At 67.8% G+C, this 15,219-nt stretch carries 15 protein-coding genes; 4 read left to right on the top strand and 11 right to left on the bottom strand.

The window, feature by feature from the left end; genetic code table 11:
* Positions 1-9 precede the first annotated feature (9 nt).
* The 5 genes from JHL17_RS22140 to oxlT form a co-directional block, all read right to left on the bottom strand.
* The gene (locus tag JHL17_RS22140) at positions 10-1,179 is read right to left on the bottom strand and encodes a Re/Si-specific NAD(P)(+) transhydrogenase subunit alpha (protein ID WP_200196462.1); all 1,170 of its coding nucleotides are present in this window, start codon (positions 1,177-1,179) and stop codon (positions 10-12) included.
* Between the two features lie 150 nt (positions 1,180-1,329).
* Positions 1,330-1,812, bottom strand: coding sequence for a CBS domain-containing protein (locus tag JHL17_RS22145; protein WP_200196464.1), 483 nt, complete (start codon positions 1,810-1,812; stop codon positions 1,330-1,332).
* 76 nt (positions 1,813-1,888) lie between these two features.
* Complete coding sequence (locus JHL17_RS22150) at positions 1,889-2,920, bottom strand: 2-dehydropantoate 2-reductase (protein ID WP_200196466.1); 1,032 nt, start codon at positions 2,918-2,920, stop codon at positions 1,889-1,891.
* A gap of 226 nt (positions 2,921-3,146) precedes the next feature.
* The gene (locus tag JHL17_RS22155) at positions 3,147-3,890 is read right to left on the bottom strand and encodes a sulfite exporter TauE/SafE family protein (protein WP_200196467.1); all 744 of its coding nucleotides are present in this window, start codon (positions 3,888-3,890) and stop codon (positions 3,147-3,149) included.
* Between the two features lie 278 nt (positions 3,891-4,168).
* Entirely contained in the window at positions 4,169-5,473 is a 1,305-nt protein-coding gene (oxlT, locus tag JHL17_RS22160; protein ID WP_200196469.1) for an oxalate/formate MFS antiporter, read from the bottom strand.
* Between the two features lie 475 nt (positions 5,474-5,948).
* Here oxlT and JHL17_RS22165 point away from each other — a divergent pair, with 475 nt between their 5' ends.
* On the top strand, positions 5,949-6,392 hold the full coding sequence (locus JHL17_RS22165) for a GNAT family N-acetyltransferase (RefSeq protein WP_200196470.1): 444 nt from the start codon (positions 5,949-5,951) through the stop codon (positions 6,390-6,392).
* A 90-nt stretch (positions 6,393-6,482) separates the two neighbouring features.
* On the opposite strand, the gene JHL17_RS22170 is transcribed toward JHL17_RS22165, so the two are convergent.
* Positions 6,483-6,704, bottom strand: coding sequence for a hypothetical protein (locus JHL17_RS22170; protein ID WP_200196472.1), 222 nt, complete (start codon positions 6,702-6,704; stop codon positions 6,483-6,485).
* 381 nt (positions 6,705-7,085) lie between these two features.
* Between JHL17_RS22170 and JHL17_RS22175 the strand changes: the two genes are divergently transcribed.
* Both JHL17_RS22175 and JHL17_RS22180 read left to right on the top strand, forming a co-directional pair.
* Positions 7,086-7,541, top strand: a complete 456-nt coding sequence (locus JHL17_RS22175) for a CBS domain-containing protein (RefSeq protein ID WP_200196474.1) — start codon at positions 7,086-7,088, stop codon at positions 7,539-7,541.
* Positions 7,542-7,614: 73 nt separating this feature from the next.
* Positions 7,615-8,544 carry an arginase family protein gene (locus JHL17_RS22180; RefSeq protein ID WP_200196476.1) on the top strand — a complete coding sequence of 310 codons (930 nt, stop codon included), beginning with the start codon at positions 7,615-7,617 and terminating at the stop codon, positions 8,542-8,544.
* 199 nt (positions 8,545-8,743) lie between these two features.
* Here the strand turns inward: JHL17_RS22180 and JHL17_RS22185 are convergent, their stop codons facing one another.
* From JHL17_RS22185 to JHL17_RS22195, 3 genes are all read right to left on the bottom strand, one after another.
* The gene (locus JHL17_RS22185; RefSeq protein ID WP_200196478.1) at positions 8,744-10,462 is read right to left on the bottom strand and encodes a pyruvate, phosphate dikinase; all 1,719 of its coding nucleotides are present in this window, start codon (positions 10,460-10,462) and stop codon (positions 8,744-8,746) included.
* Positions 10,463-10,469: 7 nt separating this feature from the next.
* Complete coding sequence (locus JHL17_RS22190) at positions 10,470-11,036, bottom strand: NAD(P)-binding domain-containing protein (RefSeq protein ID WP_200196480.1); 567 nt, start codon at positions 11,034-11,036, stop codon at positions 10,470-10,472.
* A gap of 142 nt (positions 11,037-11,178) precedes the next feature.
* Entirely contained in the window at positions 11,179-11,973 is a 795-nt protein-coding gene (locus JHL17_RS22195; protein WP_200196482.1) for an NUDIX hydrolase, read from the bottom strand.
* A gap of 199 nt (positions 11,974-12,172) precedes the next feature.
* Between JHL17_RS22195 and pyk the strand changes: the two genes are divergently transcribed.
* A complete protein-coding gene (gene pyk / locus JHL17_RS22200; protein WP_200196484.1) occupies positions 12,173-13,636 on the top strand; it encodes a pyruvate kinase in 1,464 nt (487 codons plus the stop codon).
* Positions 13,637-13,687: 51 nt separating this feature from the next.
* On the opposite strand, the gene JHL17_RS22205 is transcribed toward pyk, so the two are convergent.
* Positions 13,688-14,377 carry a GntR family transcriptional regulator gene (locus tag JHL17_RS22205; protein WP_200196486.1) on the bottom strand — a complete coding sequence of 230 codons (690 nt, stop codon included), beginning with the start codon at positions 14,375-14,377 and terminating at the stop codon, positions 13,688-13,690.
* A 163-nt stretch (positions 14,378-14,540) separates the two neighbouring features.
* The gene (locus JHL17_RS22210) at positions 14,541-15,185 is read right to left on the bottom strand and encodes a thiamine phosphate synthase (protein WP_200196488.1); all 645 of its coding nucleotides are present in this window, start codon (positions 15,183-15,185) and stop codon (positions 14,541-14,543) included.
* Positions 15,186-15,219 lie beyond the last annotated feature (34 nt).

Raw genomic sequence — 15,219 nt, forward strand, 5'->3', positions numbered from 1 at the left:
TCCGCCTCCTCACGCGGGTTGCGCTTCGCGGGCGTCCGCGAAGGCAGGATGCACGACGGCGCCGTCGCGGGTCAGAGCGATGGCCTTGACGATCTCGTCGTCCCAGTTGACGGCGACACCGGTCTCTTTTCCATGCAGCGCCGTCAGCAGCGCCAGCAGGTTCTTGGCGTAGAGCAGCGAGGCGCTCTCGGCGATGCGGCTGGCGTAGTTGGCATGGCCGACGATCTTCACGCCGTTGGCCGTGGTCACCACCTCGCCCAGCTTGGAGCCCTCGACGTTGCCGCCCTGCTCCACCGCAAGGTCGATGATCACAGACCCCGGCTTCATCGACGCCACATGCTCCGCCGTCACCAGGATCGGCGCCTTGCGGCCGGGGATCAGCGCGGTGGTGATGACGAGATCCTGCTTCTTGATGTGCTCGGCGACCAAGGCCGCCTGCTGGCGCTTGTAGTCGTCCGACATCTCCTTGGCATAGCCGCCGGCGGTCTCCGCCTGCTTGAACTCGTCATTCTCGACCGCGACGAAGCTGCCGCCCAGCGACTGCACCTGCTCCTTCACCGCCGGGCGCACGTCGGTGGCCGAGACGATGGCGCCGAGCCGCTTGGCGGTGGCGATGGCCTGGAGGCCGGCAACGCCGACGCCCATGATGAAGGCTCTAGCCGGCGGCACGGTGCCGGCGGCGGTCATCATCATCGGGAAGGCGCGGCCATACTCGCTGGCCGCATCGACGACGGCCTTGTAGCCGGCGAGGTTGGCCTGGGAGGACAACACGTCCATGACCTGGGCGCGGGTGATGCGCGGCATGAACTCCATGGCGAAGGCGTTCACGCCGGCATCGGCATAGGCCTTCACATGGTCGCGGCTGTTGTAGGGATTGAGGATGGCGAACAGCAACGCGCCCTTGCGGAGCAGCGCCAACTCATCGACATCCCCTTCGCCGGCGATCAGCGGCCGCTGCACCTTCAGCACGATGTCGGCATCGGCCAGTGCCGATGCCTGGTCGGCGGCGATGGCGGCCCCCGCCGCCTCGTAGGCCGCGTCGGTGATGCTGGAACCGAGGCCGGCTCCGCTTTCGACCACCACGTCCAGTCCGAGGGCCTTTAATTTTTTCACGGTTTCGGGAGACGCGGCGACGCGGCGCTCGCCCGGGCGGCGCTCCCTGGGTATCGCGATCTTCATGTCGTTTGCTTTCGAAGGCCGGCCATGGCGGCGGGCAATAATCGGCCCGCTTCCGGGCCAGGGCCGGGCCAGGGTCGGATCAGGGCGGGCAAGCGCCGAAGCGGCAGATCAGATGGGGCGGCGGATGCGTGCCGGCCCCACCCGCAGCACTCACTGGTTGGCGACGACCGGGAAGTCCCAGCTCTCCGCGGCCGTGGCGGCCGCCGCAGCGGCGACGGGCAAACCCTCGCCCGACAGCTCTTCCAACTGGCGGCGGATCAGGTCGCGGACGCTGACGACGCCGACCAGGGTCGTCCCCTCCAGCACCGGGACATGACGGATGCCGTGCTGGTCCATCAGGCTCAGCACATGGCGCACCGGATCGGACGGGCTGCAGCAATAGGGATCGCGCGTCATCAGCGCCGATACCGGCTGCTCCAGGATCGCCGGCCCGCGGTCGACCAGCGCGCGGACGACATCGCGTTCGGAAATGACGCCGACCACCGTGTTGCCTTCGGTGCGGCAGACGTCCTTGACCACCAGCGCGCCGGTGTTCTCCGCCTTCATCAGGCGCAGCGCGGTGGTCACCGTTTCATTGATGCGCACCATGCCGATGCGCGTACCCTTCTTGCGGAGAATGTCCTCGACCTTCATGACGCTCCACCCCCGTGTTCGAAGCGGCCGGCCGGAAACCCGTCCGAGTTCGCGCCGGCCGCATCACCTGCATTGCTTATCGGGCCGCCACCACTTCGGGGGTGGGAGCGGCAACCGCTGCGGGCCGCGGCCGGCTGTAGCAGCCGGCGGTCTCGCCCCGCTGCTTCACCAGGGCCAGCACCACGTCGATGGTCGGCGTCGGCACGCCCACCATGCGGCCCATCTCCTGGACCACCGACAGCAGCGGATCGATCTCCATCGGCCGGCCGCGCTCCAGATCCTGCAGCATGGAGGTCTTGTGCGCGCCCACGGCGGCAGCGCCGTTGATCCGGCGTTCGACGTCGACGCGGAAATGGACGCCCAGCTTGTCGCCGATGTCCTTGGCTTCCAGCATCATCGCCTTGGCGACGGCCCGGGTGTCGGTGTCGCCGCAGATGACTTCCAGCGTGCCGTGGGTCAGCGCGCTGATCGGGTTGAAGCACAGGTTGCCCCACAGCTTCAGCCAGATCTCGTCGCGGATGCGGTCGAGAACGGGTGCGCGCAGGCCGCCGGCCTCCATCGCCTGCGACAAGGCGACGACGCGGCCCGACTTCGACCCGTCGGGCTCGCCCAGCGAGAACTTGTCGCCGTAGACATGCTGGATGACGCCGGGTTCCACCACCTCGGTCGCCGGATAGACGACGCAGCCGATGGCGCGCTGCGGCCCCAGCCCGTTCCACTGGACCGAACCGGGGTCGACCGTCTCCAGCGTGCGGCCATCGAATTCACCGCCGGTACCGTAGAAATACCAATAGGGAATGCCGTTGACCGCGGTGACGACGGCGGTGTCGTCCCCCAGCAACGGTTGCATCGCGGGCACGACACCGGGGACGGAGTGGGCCTTCAGCGCGATGATGACGTAATCCTGCGGGCCGAGTTCGGCCGGGTTGTCGGTGCAGCGAGGGCGGACGACGGTCTTCTCCTCCCCCATCAACAAGGTGACGCCGTTCTCGCGCATCGCCGCCAGATGCGCGCCACGCGCCACCAGACTGACTTCGGCGCCGGCCTGGTGCAGGCGCACGCCGAGGTAGCCGCCGATGGCCCCGGATCCGTAGATGCAGATCTTCATGCCGGATTCCCCTCTCCCCCGATTTCGCTTTTTGAATGCTGTGGGGCTGGACGACGCCAGCCTGCCCACACCGGCCGCATCCATCGGCTGACCGGTTGCTTTGCAGCGGCATCCAACAGTCTGTCGCGCAAACTGTGTCTGGAGTTTGGTATACCACATACCGTATGTCAATGCGGAATGTGGGGGCTCGGTTGAGATTGCGGGCGTGGCTTACACCCCGATCGGTTCAGGCTCCCTTCGCAAAGAAGTACAGGGTCAGCACCGCGCCGATGAGGACGACGAAGGTCTTCAGCAGCTTCGGATCGACCCGCTTGGCCCCGATGGCGCCGGCATAGCCGCCGGCTATTGCGGCCACTGCCATCGCCAGCGTCTCCGGCCAGGACACCGCTCCGGCGATGATGAAAGTCCCGACGGCGGCGGCATTCATCAGCATCGCCAGCAAAAGCCGCAGTCCGTTCATGGCATGGATGTCGCGCAGGCCGAACAGGGTCAGCGCCGCCAGCATCAGGAAACCGATGCCGCCGCCGAAATAGCCACCGTAGATCGAGATGAGGAACTGGACCACCAACACGCTGCGTCCGCCCAGCCGCAGCCGGGACACGATGCCAGGCGCATAGGCGCCGATGGCGAAGACGGCCGTGGCGAACAGCAGCAGCCAGGGCACGAAGCGGGCGAACATCGCATTCGGCGTCAGCAGAAGAAGAAGCGCGCCGGCCAATCCACCGACGAGACTGAGCGCCGCGAAGACCGGGACGTTGACCTGACCGCCGGCCGCGATCTCCCGCCGATAAGCCCAGCTGCTGGCCGCCTGTCCCGGAAACAGCGCGACGGTGCTGGAGGCGTTGGCGGCGACCGGCGGCACCCCGGCGAACAGCAGGGCCGGGAAGGTGATGAAGGCGCCGCCGCCGGCGACGGCGTTCAGTGCCCCCGACATGAAGGCGGCCAGCATCAGCACAAGGAGTCCCAACATGATCGATCCACCCCTTCCGATCGGTGTTGACGAGATCAGCCGTATTCTGTATACAGAATATCAGTCTCCGACGGTTCTCTGCCGCGACGGAGTTGAGCGGGGAGATGCGGGACGCGCGATGCGGTGCGCGCTCTCATCCCCCAAAACGCGACAAACCGACATCGGGACCAATTGCGGTGGTCCCGATGCCGGTTTGTCGTGTCGCTCAGACGGTGACGATTCCGCCTTTATCTGAAGTCCCGGTTGGCCCCCCGGTCAACCGAGGCTCCATCTTCCATTCAATCCGCCCCCTCGGCCGCCAGCTTGCCGATCGGCTGGGTGGTGTCCTCGGCGATCTGACGGGCCCGCATCGGCTTCAGGACGAACAGGGCCATGAAGGCGGCGATGGCATTGACCGCGGCAGCGAAGAAGAACACCGCCTGCCAGCTGCCGGTGGAGCTCACGATGATGTTGGCGAAGGGAACGACCAGCGACGCGGTGCCCTTAGCGGTGTAGAGCAGGCCGGCATTGGTGGTGGCGAACTTCGAGCCGAAGCTGTCGGCGCAGCAGGACGGGAACAGGCTGTAGATTTCGCCCCAGGCGAAGAACACCAGACCGGTCAGGACGACGAAGGCGACCGGGTGATGGCCCCACTGGTTCAGCGCCAGGATGCCGACCGCTTCGATGGCGAAGGCGACGAACATCGTGTTTTCACGGCCGATGTGATCCGAAACCCAGCCGAAGAAGGGACGCGTCACGCCGTTCAGCACGCGGTCGATGGTCAGGGCGAAGGTCAGGGCCGGCAGGGTCAGGCCCATGATGCTGACGGGCATGCCGTCGAGGTGGAAGTCCTTGGCAATCGGGCCGAGCTGGGCCGTGGCCATCAGACCGCCGGCGGCGACCATGACGAACATCAGGTACATCACCCAGAAGACCGGCGACTTCAGCGTCTCCTGCGGGGTGTAGTTGCGGCGGCTCTGAGCGATGTTGCTCTTGGTCTTCGGCAACAGGGCCGGATCGGCTTCCTTCAGGAACCAGGCCAGCGCGAAGACGATCAGGCCCTGGCCCAGGCCGAACACCAGGAAGGTCTGCTCGAAGCCGGAGGTCTGGATCATGTTGGCGATCGGCACGACCGTCAGGGCGGAGCCGGCACCGAAACCGGCGGCGGTCAGTCCGGCAGCCAGGCCGCGGCGGTCCGGGAACCACTTCAGCGCGTTGCCGACGCAGGTGCCGTACACGGCGCCGGCACCGACGCCACCCACGGCCGCGCCGATATAGAGCAGAGCGAGCGAGTCGGCGAAGGAATTGATGACCCAGGCCAGCGCGCACAGGATGCCGCCGACCACGACGACGATGCGGGGACCGAACTTGTCGACGAACCAGCCTTCGACCGGCACCAGCCAGGTTTCGGTCACGACGAAAATAGTGAAGGCGATCTGAATGGCGGCACGACCCCAATGGTACTTTTCATCGATGGGGTTGACGAACAGCGTCCAGCCATATTGCAGGTTCGCGATCATCGACATGCAGATGACGCCGATAACCAACTGCATCCAGCGGCCGCCGAGCGGTGCTCCCTGCGCCCCCGAATTCGTATGCTGCATCTTCTATCTCCTCCTAGGAAGCGGTTCTCTGCCGGTTCGGGCGTCGCTTCTGTTTTGATGCTTTAGGCGTTTTCTTTGGGTGTCTTATTGGATGCTTTAGATTTTGATGCGGTTGTTTGCTGTCGGTGGCGGCGCGGCGAGGATGCGGCCTCGGGGCGTTCCACCGTCTGAGGATCGATTTTTCGAGCCCCGCCAGACCGTGCGGTCCTGATCCGGTCTGGAATTATCAATATGGTATACCAGATGCCGAACGCCTGACAAGCGATTAGTGGAACGGGCGAACTGTTTCCGCGGGCTGCATTCGCGTGAGTGCCGGTATCGCCATCCAGCTTTTGGTTTTCCGGCACGCGGAAAGCGTGGCAGGGCAGCTTTCTGCCGGGCAATCTATTGGCATATGGTATGCCAGAGCCAGGGACACGTCGCTGGCGCCGATGCCCTTCCCGGCAGAACCCATATTGATAAGGAGTCGACCGCCATGGACCAGCAGCAGAACATCGAGATCGTCGTGGCGCGTGACGATGCCGATATCGCCGCCAGCTATCCGATCATGAAGGAGCTGCGGACCCACATGACCGACCCCGAGGCGTACCGCGCGCAAATTCGCCGCCAGATGGACGACGGCTACAACCTCGCCCTTCTGCGGCTGGACGGCGAGATCGCCGGCTGCGGCGGCTTTCGCGTGCATGAGACCCTGTCGCGCGGCCGCTATATGTATGTCGAAGATCTGGTGACCAGCGCCGCCAAGCGTTCCTACGGGCTGGGCGACAAGCTGTTCGACTGGCTGGCCAACGAGGCGCGGGAGCGCGGTTGCGCCCAGATGGAGATCATTTCCGGCATCCAGCGCGGCGAAGCCCACCGCTTCTACCACCGCAAGCGGATGACCATCAAAAGCTTCCAACTGGTCCTGCCGCTCACCTGAGCGAACGGAGCATCGCGGATCGGGATATAAAAAAAGACGGCCTGGGAAGGCCGTCTTTTCCTTGTTCCGCTGATCCCGTGGGGCCGAAAATCAGAAGGCGCGCGGGAAGCTCGCCCAGGCGGGACCCGGCGGCAGTTCGTCTTCCGGTTCCTTGAGATCGCTTTCGGTCGGATTGGCGAGGCGAAGCGGCGCGGAGGAGAAATCGCGCTGCGACTTGCCCGCGCTGGCGATCTGCATCGACAGGATGTAATGGACCGTGCCGCCGAAGACGGACAGCACAAGCGCCAGAACCAGCATTTCCAACATGTTCATCGCTCCAGTGGCTCGGTGGGTGCTTTTTTGTTTGGTCGGCTTCGGCGTGACAGTTCCGTTATGACGCACTGCAATAAGTGCTTCAAGTTTTTTGGTATACAAGGTACATGATGCCGGTCATGCGAATACCGCATACCTCTCCCATACCGCACGCATATCAAACATACCGCTCCGTCAACAGTCTGGCTCTGGTACCTTGGTGCTACGGCTCCAACAGCTTCGGCCGTGAATGCGCTGCACCATCACCTGCGCCGATGCTGAAACTGTTTGCGTGGCGTACTGTATCTGGCATACCATATTCACAGCACGACGCCCGGCCGGGCGCCCTGCCGCCCAACCGACGATTCCATCGCCAGCCGCCAGCCGTTCAGGAGCCACGCCATGAAGGTCGAACACATCCTGCGCACCAAGGAATCCCGCGTCGTCGCCGTGCGGACCAGCGCCACGGTCGCCGATGCCATCCGCCTGATGAAGACGGAGAACATCAGCGCCCTCGTCGTCAAGGACGTCTGCCGCACCGAAGGCAATACGCTGGCCGGCGTCCTGTCGGAGCGTGACGTCGTGCATGCCCTGCTTGAGCGCGGTGGTTCGCTGCTGTCCATGCCGGTCTCGCAGCTGATGACGCGCCAGCCGGTGACCTGTTCCCCATCCGACAGCGTCAAGCAGGCCCTGCAGCTGATGGAGCAGCACCACATCCGCCATCTTCCCGTGCTGGAGGACGGCCATCTGGTCGGCGTCGTCAGCGCGCGCGACTTCACCCGCCTGCATCTTCAGGAGCTGGAGGGCACCGTCGCCTCGGTCGCGGAGCCGGCGGCGACCACCGCCTATACCCACTGATCCGTCCCACCCGAACGCGGCGCCGCCGGCCCAGCAAGTCCGGCGGCGCCTTTCCTATGGGAGAGGCCGCACCGTGACTACCCTGATCTTCACCCATCACGACTGCTTCGCGCACGACACCGGCCCCGGCCATCCGGAGGCACCGGAAAGGCTCGCCGTGGTATGGCAGGTGCTCGACCGGCCGGAGTTCCGCGACCTGGAACGCCGGTCCGCCCCCGAAGCCGACGTCGAGCAACTGTCGCGCGTCCATGACCGCAGCTATGTCGACGCCGTGCTGGACGCGGTGCCCGCCGACGGTTACCAGCGGCTGGACGGCGACACCCTGCTGTCGCCGGGGTCCCGCGGCGCGATCCTGCGCGCGGCCGGATCGGTCTGCGCCGCGGTGGACGCCGTGCTGGCCGGCGAGGCGACCAACGCCTTCTGCGCGGTGCGCCCCTGCGGCCATCATGCCGAACCGGCTCGCGCCATGGGCTTCTGCGTCTTCAACAACATCGCCGTCGGGGCGGAGCATGCCCGCAAGATCCATGGTTTGAAGCGCGTCGCCGTGGTCGATTTCGACGTGCATCACGGCAACGGCACCCAGGCGATGTTCGCCGACGATCCCGACCTCTTCTTCGCCTCGACCCACCAGTCGCCGCTCTATCCCGGAACCGGTCATTCGTGGGAGCGCGGGGTGGACGACAACATTTTGAACCTGCCGCTGGAGCCCTATAGCGGCTCCGTCGAATTCCGCCAAGCGATGGAGCGTGCCATCCTCCCGGCGCTGGAAGCGTTCCAGCCGGAATTGCTGCTGATCTCCGCCGGCTTCGACGCCCACAAACGTGACCCGCTGGCCCAGCTCGGCTTCACCGATGAGGATTTCGAATGGGTCACCCGCAAACTGGTCGAGCTTGCCGACCGCGTCTGCGGCGGCCGGGTGGTGTCGGCGCTGGAAGGCGGCTATGACGCCGCGGGCTTGGCGGAAGGGTGCGCGGCGCATCTGACGGCGCTGATGCGGGCATAATACGCGGTCAGAAAAATTCTGACCGCTGCGTTCATACGCCACGCAGGCTTCGCGCCTAGCGGCGCGCGCCCGCAGTCGCGGGCGATACCGGGTTCGAAAAGTCAGAACTTTCCGAATCCGGTATAAGGAGCGTCCGCCAGTCGACCTCGCCAGCGGCCCGCCGGACGGGACGCTGGCAAGCGCCTTTCATCCGCTCCCCTCAATCGGCCGCCAGCCCCACCCCGCATTCCCGCGCCCATTCGAGCAGCCGGGCGGTCACGCCGTCCGGTTCCGGTCGTTGCAGAGGCGCGGCGCCCGCCACCACGGCGCCGTTGCTGCCGTCGATGGTCAGCAGGTCGCCGGTACGAATCGTCACCGCACCCACCCGCATCACCCCCTCCTCCGCGTCGATGCGGAGCGCACGGGCACCGCAGACGCAGGGGCGGCCCATGCCGCGGGCGACGGTGGCGGCGTGGCTGGTGAAGCCGCCGCGCGCGGTGACGATGCCGACGGCGGCCTGCATGCCGTGGATGTCCTCCGGCGAGGTTTCCGGCCGGCACAGGATCACCGGCGCTCCGCCGCGCGCCAGCCGCACCGCATCCTGCGTGGTGAAGGCGGCCCGGCCGGTCGCCGCCCCCGGCGACGCCGGCAGGCCGGTGGCGATCGCGGCATCCAGCGCCTCCGGCGTCAGGGTCGGGCGCAGCAGCTCGTCCAAGGCCTGCGGATCGACGCGGCGCACCGCCTCGTCGCGGCTGATGATCCCCTCCTCGGCCATGTCGACGGCGATGCGGACCGCCGCTTCGGAGGAACGCTTGCCGCTGCGCGACTGCAGGATGAACAGGCGTCCGCCCTCCACCGTGAATTCGATGTCCTGCATGTCGCCGAAGGCGCGTTCCAGTTGCCCGGCCACCGCGCAGAGCTCCGCATATGCCGCCGGCAGGCGACGCTCCATCGAACGGTCGGGGTTGGGTTGATCGGCGCTCAGCGGATCCGGGTCGCAGGTGCCGGACACCACGTCCTCGCCCTGGGCATCGGCCAGGAATTCGCCGCAAAGGCCGGGGGCACCGCTGGAGGGGTCGCGGGTGAACAGCACGCCGGTGCCGGACTCCGGCCCGCGGTTGCCGAACACCATCGCCTGCACCGTCACCGCCGTCCCCAGATCCTCCGGCACGCAGTGCAGGGCGCGGAAGGCGACGGCCCGCGGGTTCATCCAGGAGCGGAAGACCGCCGCCACCGCCAGACGCAGCTGCTCCGCCGGATCCTGCGGAAAGGGACGGCCGCAGCGCGTCTCCACCAGCCGGAGAAAGCGCGGCAGCAGGATGCGCCAATCCTCCGCCGTCAAATCGCCGTCGCGCTGCAGCCCGTGCTCCTCCTTGTGCTCGTCCAGCAGCGCCTCGAACCGGTGGCCGGGCACGCCCATCACGACGCAGCCGAAGGATTGCACCAGACGGCGATAGCAGTCATGGGCGAAGCGCGCATCGCCCGACGTCGCCGCCAGCCCCGCCACGGTCAGGTCGTTCAGGCCCAGGTTCAGGATGCTGTCCATCATGCCGGGCATCGACACCGCCGCGCCCGAGCGGACGGACAGCAGCAGCGGACGGCCGCCATCGCCGAACCTTGCGCCCGCCCGGCGCTCCAGCGCCGCGATGGCGTCGTCGATCCGTGCCAGCAGCCCGGCCGGCAGCGCGTTGCCGCCATCCAGCCCCCGCCCGGCCTCGGCGGCGATGACGAAGCCCGGCGGGACCGGAATGCCGAGCGCCGCCATCTCCACCAGCCGCGCGCCCTTGTTGCCCAGGCGCTCCACCTCGGCCGGGCCGTTGGCCAGCCCGGCCCCGAAGGCGACGACCATGTCCGGCACGACCATGGGTACCGGAACCGCCGGAATGGAGGCGTCGGGACGGTGCATCGGAATGGTCTCGCGGACTGCGGTCGTCGTCATGATGCGCTCAACTCAGGTTCGGCGACAAAGGTTCAGGGGGGCCGTCGAAGGCCATCAGGCGCAGCAGCCGGTGCAGTCCATCCGGATCGTCACCGTCGCCATCCGGCTTTCGATCAAGACGCGCCCGTTGCCCCGCGCCGGGGCCGCCGGCATGGACGGCGCGATCGGTGAACACCCGGAGCAGAGCTTCGGCCCGTGCACATGCCTCATCGCTGCCGCCAAGGTCGACGGGCAGGTCCCGGGCAAGGCTGGAGGCGATCGGCGCATCCACCAGCAGGCCGCCCAGATCGGCCAATCGCGCGGCATTGCCCATGGCGGCGGCCGGTGACAGGGATGACAGGTCGATCACCAACGCGCCCGGCGGCAAGGCGGCGGCGAAGCCGTCGTCGGCGAACAGGGCGGCCTCGACCGACCGTGCATCCGGCAACAGCATCATCACGACATCGCATCTTCCGGCCCGGTCGCGGAAGACGCCGCGGCCATGGGGGTGACGGTGCAGCCGATGTCCGGCCTCCCGCAGCCTGCCCATGATCGCATCGGCCATCCCCCCGCCCCCGACGAACCCGACATCCATTGCGCGATCCTCACTGCCTCCGCCCCACCGCCGTCATCCGGCGCCGAGCGTCGGCATGAAGAATGATTGCGCGTTCCGCGTCGCACAATAGCACCTTCGCGCAATTTTCACATCGCGGAAACCCGCCCCGGCTTTCCTAATCTTACCCGAGCCTAACATGTTCGGCCGCAGTCTCCAGTGGCGAAAAGCCGCAGCCGGCCGGAATCCGGTAGACCGGTCCGGCCGCCGTGTCCACCAGGCACGGCAGGATCGGCGGCGGCAATCCGGCATGCGGTCCGAGAGGAATCGCGGCACAGGCCATCGCCGCCGCGGTGTCTGCGCAGCCCGCCAGCCGCAGCAGGGTCATGCGGGTGGCGAAGACCAGCCGGCACCGTCCGGCCTCCTCCTCCGCGAGCAGGCGGCACGGGGAGGCCCACAGCGTGCCGACGGCTTCCCCGCCGTCGCCCTTCGGCTCCTGCCCGTCCGGCGCCGGGGCCAGGAGGAACAGCGTGTCGAAGCGGCGCGGCAGCGTCTCCGGCGTCACCCAGCGCGCCATCACCGCCATGCGGTCGAAGGCCGGGGCGGCTCCGGCACGGGCCAACGCGTCGGCGAAGCCCTCTCCCGCCGCAAGAGAACGGCGCAACCCGGCCAGGGACGAGGGCGGCAGTGGATCCTGGGTCAGCAGAATGCCGCATTCCTCCGCACACTCCCGCACGGCGGCGACCCGATGCGCGAGATCGGCCGGCGGCTCCCCGTCCGGCCAGCGGGCGCGCCAGAGCGGATCATGGTCCGCCGGCTCCAGCCGGCCGCCGGGAAAGACGGTGGCGCCGGGCGCGAAACGGAGACCGGCATGGCGTTCCATCACCAGCACTTCTAGTCCTTCCGGCCCGTCGCGCAGCAGGATCAGCGTGGCGGCCGGATGGGGCGGAACGGGGCTTCGGAGCGCGGTCTCGGGCATGTCCCAGTGTCGCCGACCGGGTATCCGCCTGTCCATGGGCGGAGGGAGGAACCACTCTCACGATGCGGAATTAGGAACGGGAGCCGTTTGACCGTCCGGCCTAAGACTTCCAGCATCCCGGCAACACCGAACTTCGCTCACCATCACTCGCCAGTCCCGCCCCTTTTCGCAAAGGGCCGGGCGGAGGAAGGCTGTCGTCATGCCGTTCAACCGCAGCACCAAGATCGTCGCCACGCTGGGTCCCGCCAGCTCGTCCGAAAGCCAGATCACGGCCCTGGCCCGGGCGGGCGTGAACGTCTTCCGCCTGAACGCCAGCCACGGCACCCAGGCCGAGCATGCGGAGCGCTACGCCCGCATCCGTGCCGCCGAGCGGACGCTGGGCCGGCCGATCGGCGTTCTGCTCGACCTCCAGGGTCCCAAGCTGCGGGTCGGCACCTTCGGCTTCGGGCCGGTCGATCTTTCCATCGGCGACCGCTTCCGCCTCGACCTCGATCGCCGGCCGGGCGACAGCCGCCGCGTCTGCCTGCCCCATCCTGAGGTGTTCGCCAGCCTGGAGCCCGGCCTGGACCTGCTGCTGAACGACGGGCGCATCCGGCTGCGCGTGCTCGACTGCGGCGCCGATTTCGCCGAGACGGAGGTGGTTGCCGGCGGCACCCTGTCCGACCGCAAGGGCGTCAACGTCCCCGGTGCGGCGCTGGCGCTCAGCGCCCTGTCGGAGAAGGACCGCAGCGACCTCGCCTTCGGGCTCGACCTCGGGGTGGACTGGATCGGCCTCAGCTTCGTCCAGCGGCCGGAGGACATCCTGGAAGCGCGCGAGCTGATCGGCGACCGGGCGCATGTGATGACCAAGATCGAGAAGCCGGCGGCCCTGCCGACGCTGGACCGGATCATCGAGCTGTCCGACGCGGTGATGGTGGCGCGCGGGGATCTCGGCGTGGAATTGCCGCCGGAAGACGTGCCGGGCCTGCAGAAGAAGATGATCCGTCTCAGCCGCGCCATGGGCAAGCCGGTGATCGTCGCCACCCAGATGCTGGAATCCATGGTGTCGGAACCGACCCCGACCCGGGCCGAGGCCTCCGACGTCGCCAACGCCGTCTATGACGGGGCCGACGCGGTGATGCTGAGCGCCGAGTCCGCATCGGGCCGCTATCCGGTCGAGGCCGTGGCGATGATGGAGCGCATCGTCCGCCGGGTGGAAGGCGACCCGCTCTACCGCCGCATCATGGACGCCGACCATCCCAGCCCGGAGGCGACCGTCCCCGACGCGCTGACCGCCGCGGCGCGACAGGTGGCGGAAACCATCAGCGCCGCCGCCATCGTGACCTACACCACCACCGGATCGACCACGCTGCGCGCCTCGCGCGAGCGGCCGGGCGTGCCGGTCCTCGGCCTCAGCAACAACGAGGCGACGGCACGGCGGCTGTCGCTGGCCTGGGGCGTCCACGCCGCGCTGACCGACGACGTCGCCAATTTCTCGGAGATGGTCGGGCGGGCGCTGACCGCTGCGGCGGATGCCGGGATCGGCAAGTCCGGCCAGTCGCTGGTGGTCACCGCCGGCGTTCCCTTCGGCACGCCGGGCAAGACCAACGCCCTGCGGGTGGTGACCATCGACGGCGACGACGTGCCGAAGGTGGAAGCGGCGCAGAAGGCAGTGACGGCCTGACGTGCGGGGGGCCGCAGGCCGGCTCCCTCCCTCACTTCGGGAAGCTGCTCTTCACTCCAGGAAGTCGCAGTGCTTCTCCACATGCGCGGCCAGCCCCATCGTGTGCTCGCGCACCAGCCTCTCGGCAAGGTCGGCGTCGCGGGTCTCCAGGGCCTTGATGATGGCGCGGTGGTCGTGGATGGAGCGCTCGGCCCGGTCCTCCTGGCCGATGGTCAGCTTGCGGATCGCCCGCATGTGGATGAACAGGTTGTCGGTGACGTCCTGGATCAGCTTCGAGCCACTCAGCTGGATGATGCTCTTGTGGAAGGCGATGTTGGCGTCGGAATATTCGCTGACATTGTCCTTCGGGCTGCGCTGCTCGAAGCTGCCGAACAGGTCCCACAGCTTGTGGATCTCCTCCGCCGGGGCGTGTTCCGCCGCCATGCGGGCGGCCATGCTTTCCAGCGCCGCCCAGACCTGGATCATCTCGACGATCTCGGTCTTGGTCTTGCGGATGACGAAGATGCCGCGGCGCGGCTGCAGGCGGATGAAGCCCTCCTGCTCCAGCAGGGTCAGCGCCTCGCGGATCGGCGTGCGGCTGACGCCGAGCTTGTCGCTGAGCTGCCGTTCGTCCAGCCGGATCTCGCGGTCGTGGTCGTAGATGTCCATCTCCGTGATCGCCTGCTTCAGCGCGTGATAGACCTGACTGCGGAAGGTCGTTCCGGTGTCGAGGGGCTGGACGTTGAGAGCAGGAAAGGTCATGGAGTCGATGTCCTCATGTCTCGCCGGCTGTATGTCTCGCCGGCTGTCTGGGCGCACCCGGTCGGGCCCCCGACCGGGACCTTCGGCTTTTTCGTATCCTACATACCAGATGCATGCAAGGCGTTGAAATGTCCAGGGGGGCAGGCGTAAACCACGCCCGCGGTCAGCCGCAACGCTGCGCTGCGTTTCCGGCCGGCCCCAATGCCGCAAGCAGCGGCGCCAGCGCTTGCGGATCGCGCATCGCCAACCCCATCACCGCCACGCCAGCCGCACCGGCCGCCCGGCATTCAGCCACTGCGCCCGCCCGGTCGATGCCGCCGAGCGCGATCACCGGCACGCCCCGGCCGACCCAGTGCCGCACCCCTGCGGTGCCGAGGCAAGGTCCGTAGCCCGGCTTGCTGGCCGAGGGAAAGACCGGAGACAGGGTGACGTAATCGACCTGCCCGCTTGCCCGCTCAATCGCCGCCCCGCCGTCCGAGTCGTGAACCGACAGCCCGATCAACGCGTCCCTGCCCAGCAATGCGCGCGCCGCCGCCGGATCGCCGCCGGAAGGCAGATGCACCCCATCCGCGCCGGCCGCCGCCGCCAGCGTCGGGTCGCCATGCAGGGTGACGCAGGCATCCCAAGGCCGGGCGCGGGCCATCAGCGCGCGGGCCAGCTCCAACCGCTCCGCATCCGGCAAGTCCTTGTCCCGCAACGACAGCCAGCGCAGGCCGGACGCGAACAGGCAATCCGCGATTTCCGGCAGCGGCCGGTCGGCCAGCCGCCGGTCGGTGACGACCAGCAGCGACGGTTCAGGCAGTGGCATCGGTCCGCATCCATTCATCGGGCCTTGCATCCTC

The sequence above is a fragment of the Azospirillum endophyticum genome (assembly GCF_016595245.1).
Taxonomy (GTDB): domain Bacteria; phylum Pseudomonadota; class Alphaproteobacteria; order Azospirillales; family Azospirillaceae; genus Azospirillum; species Azospirillum endophyticum.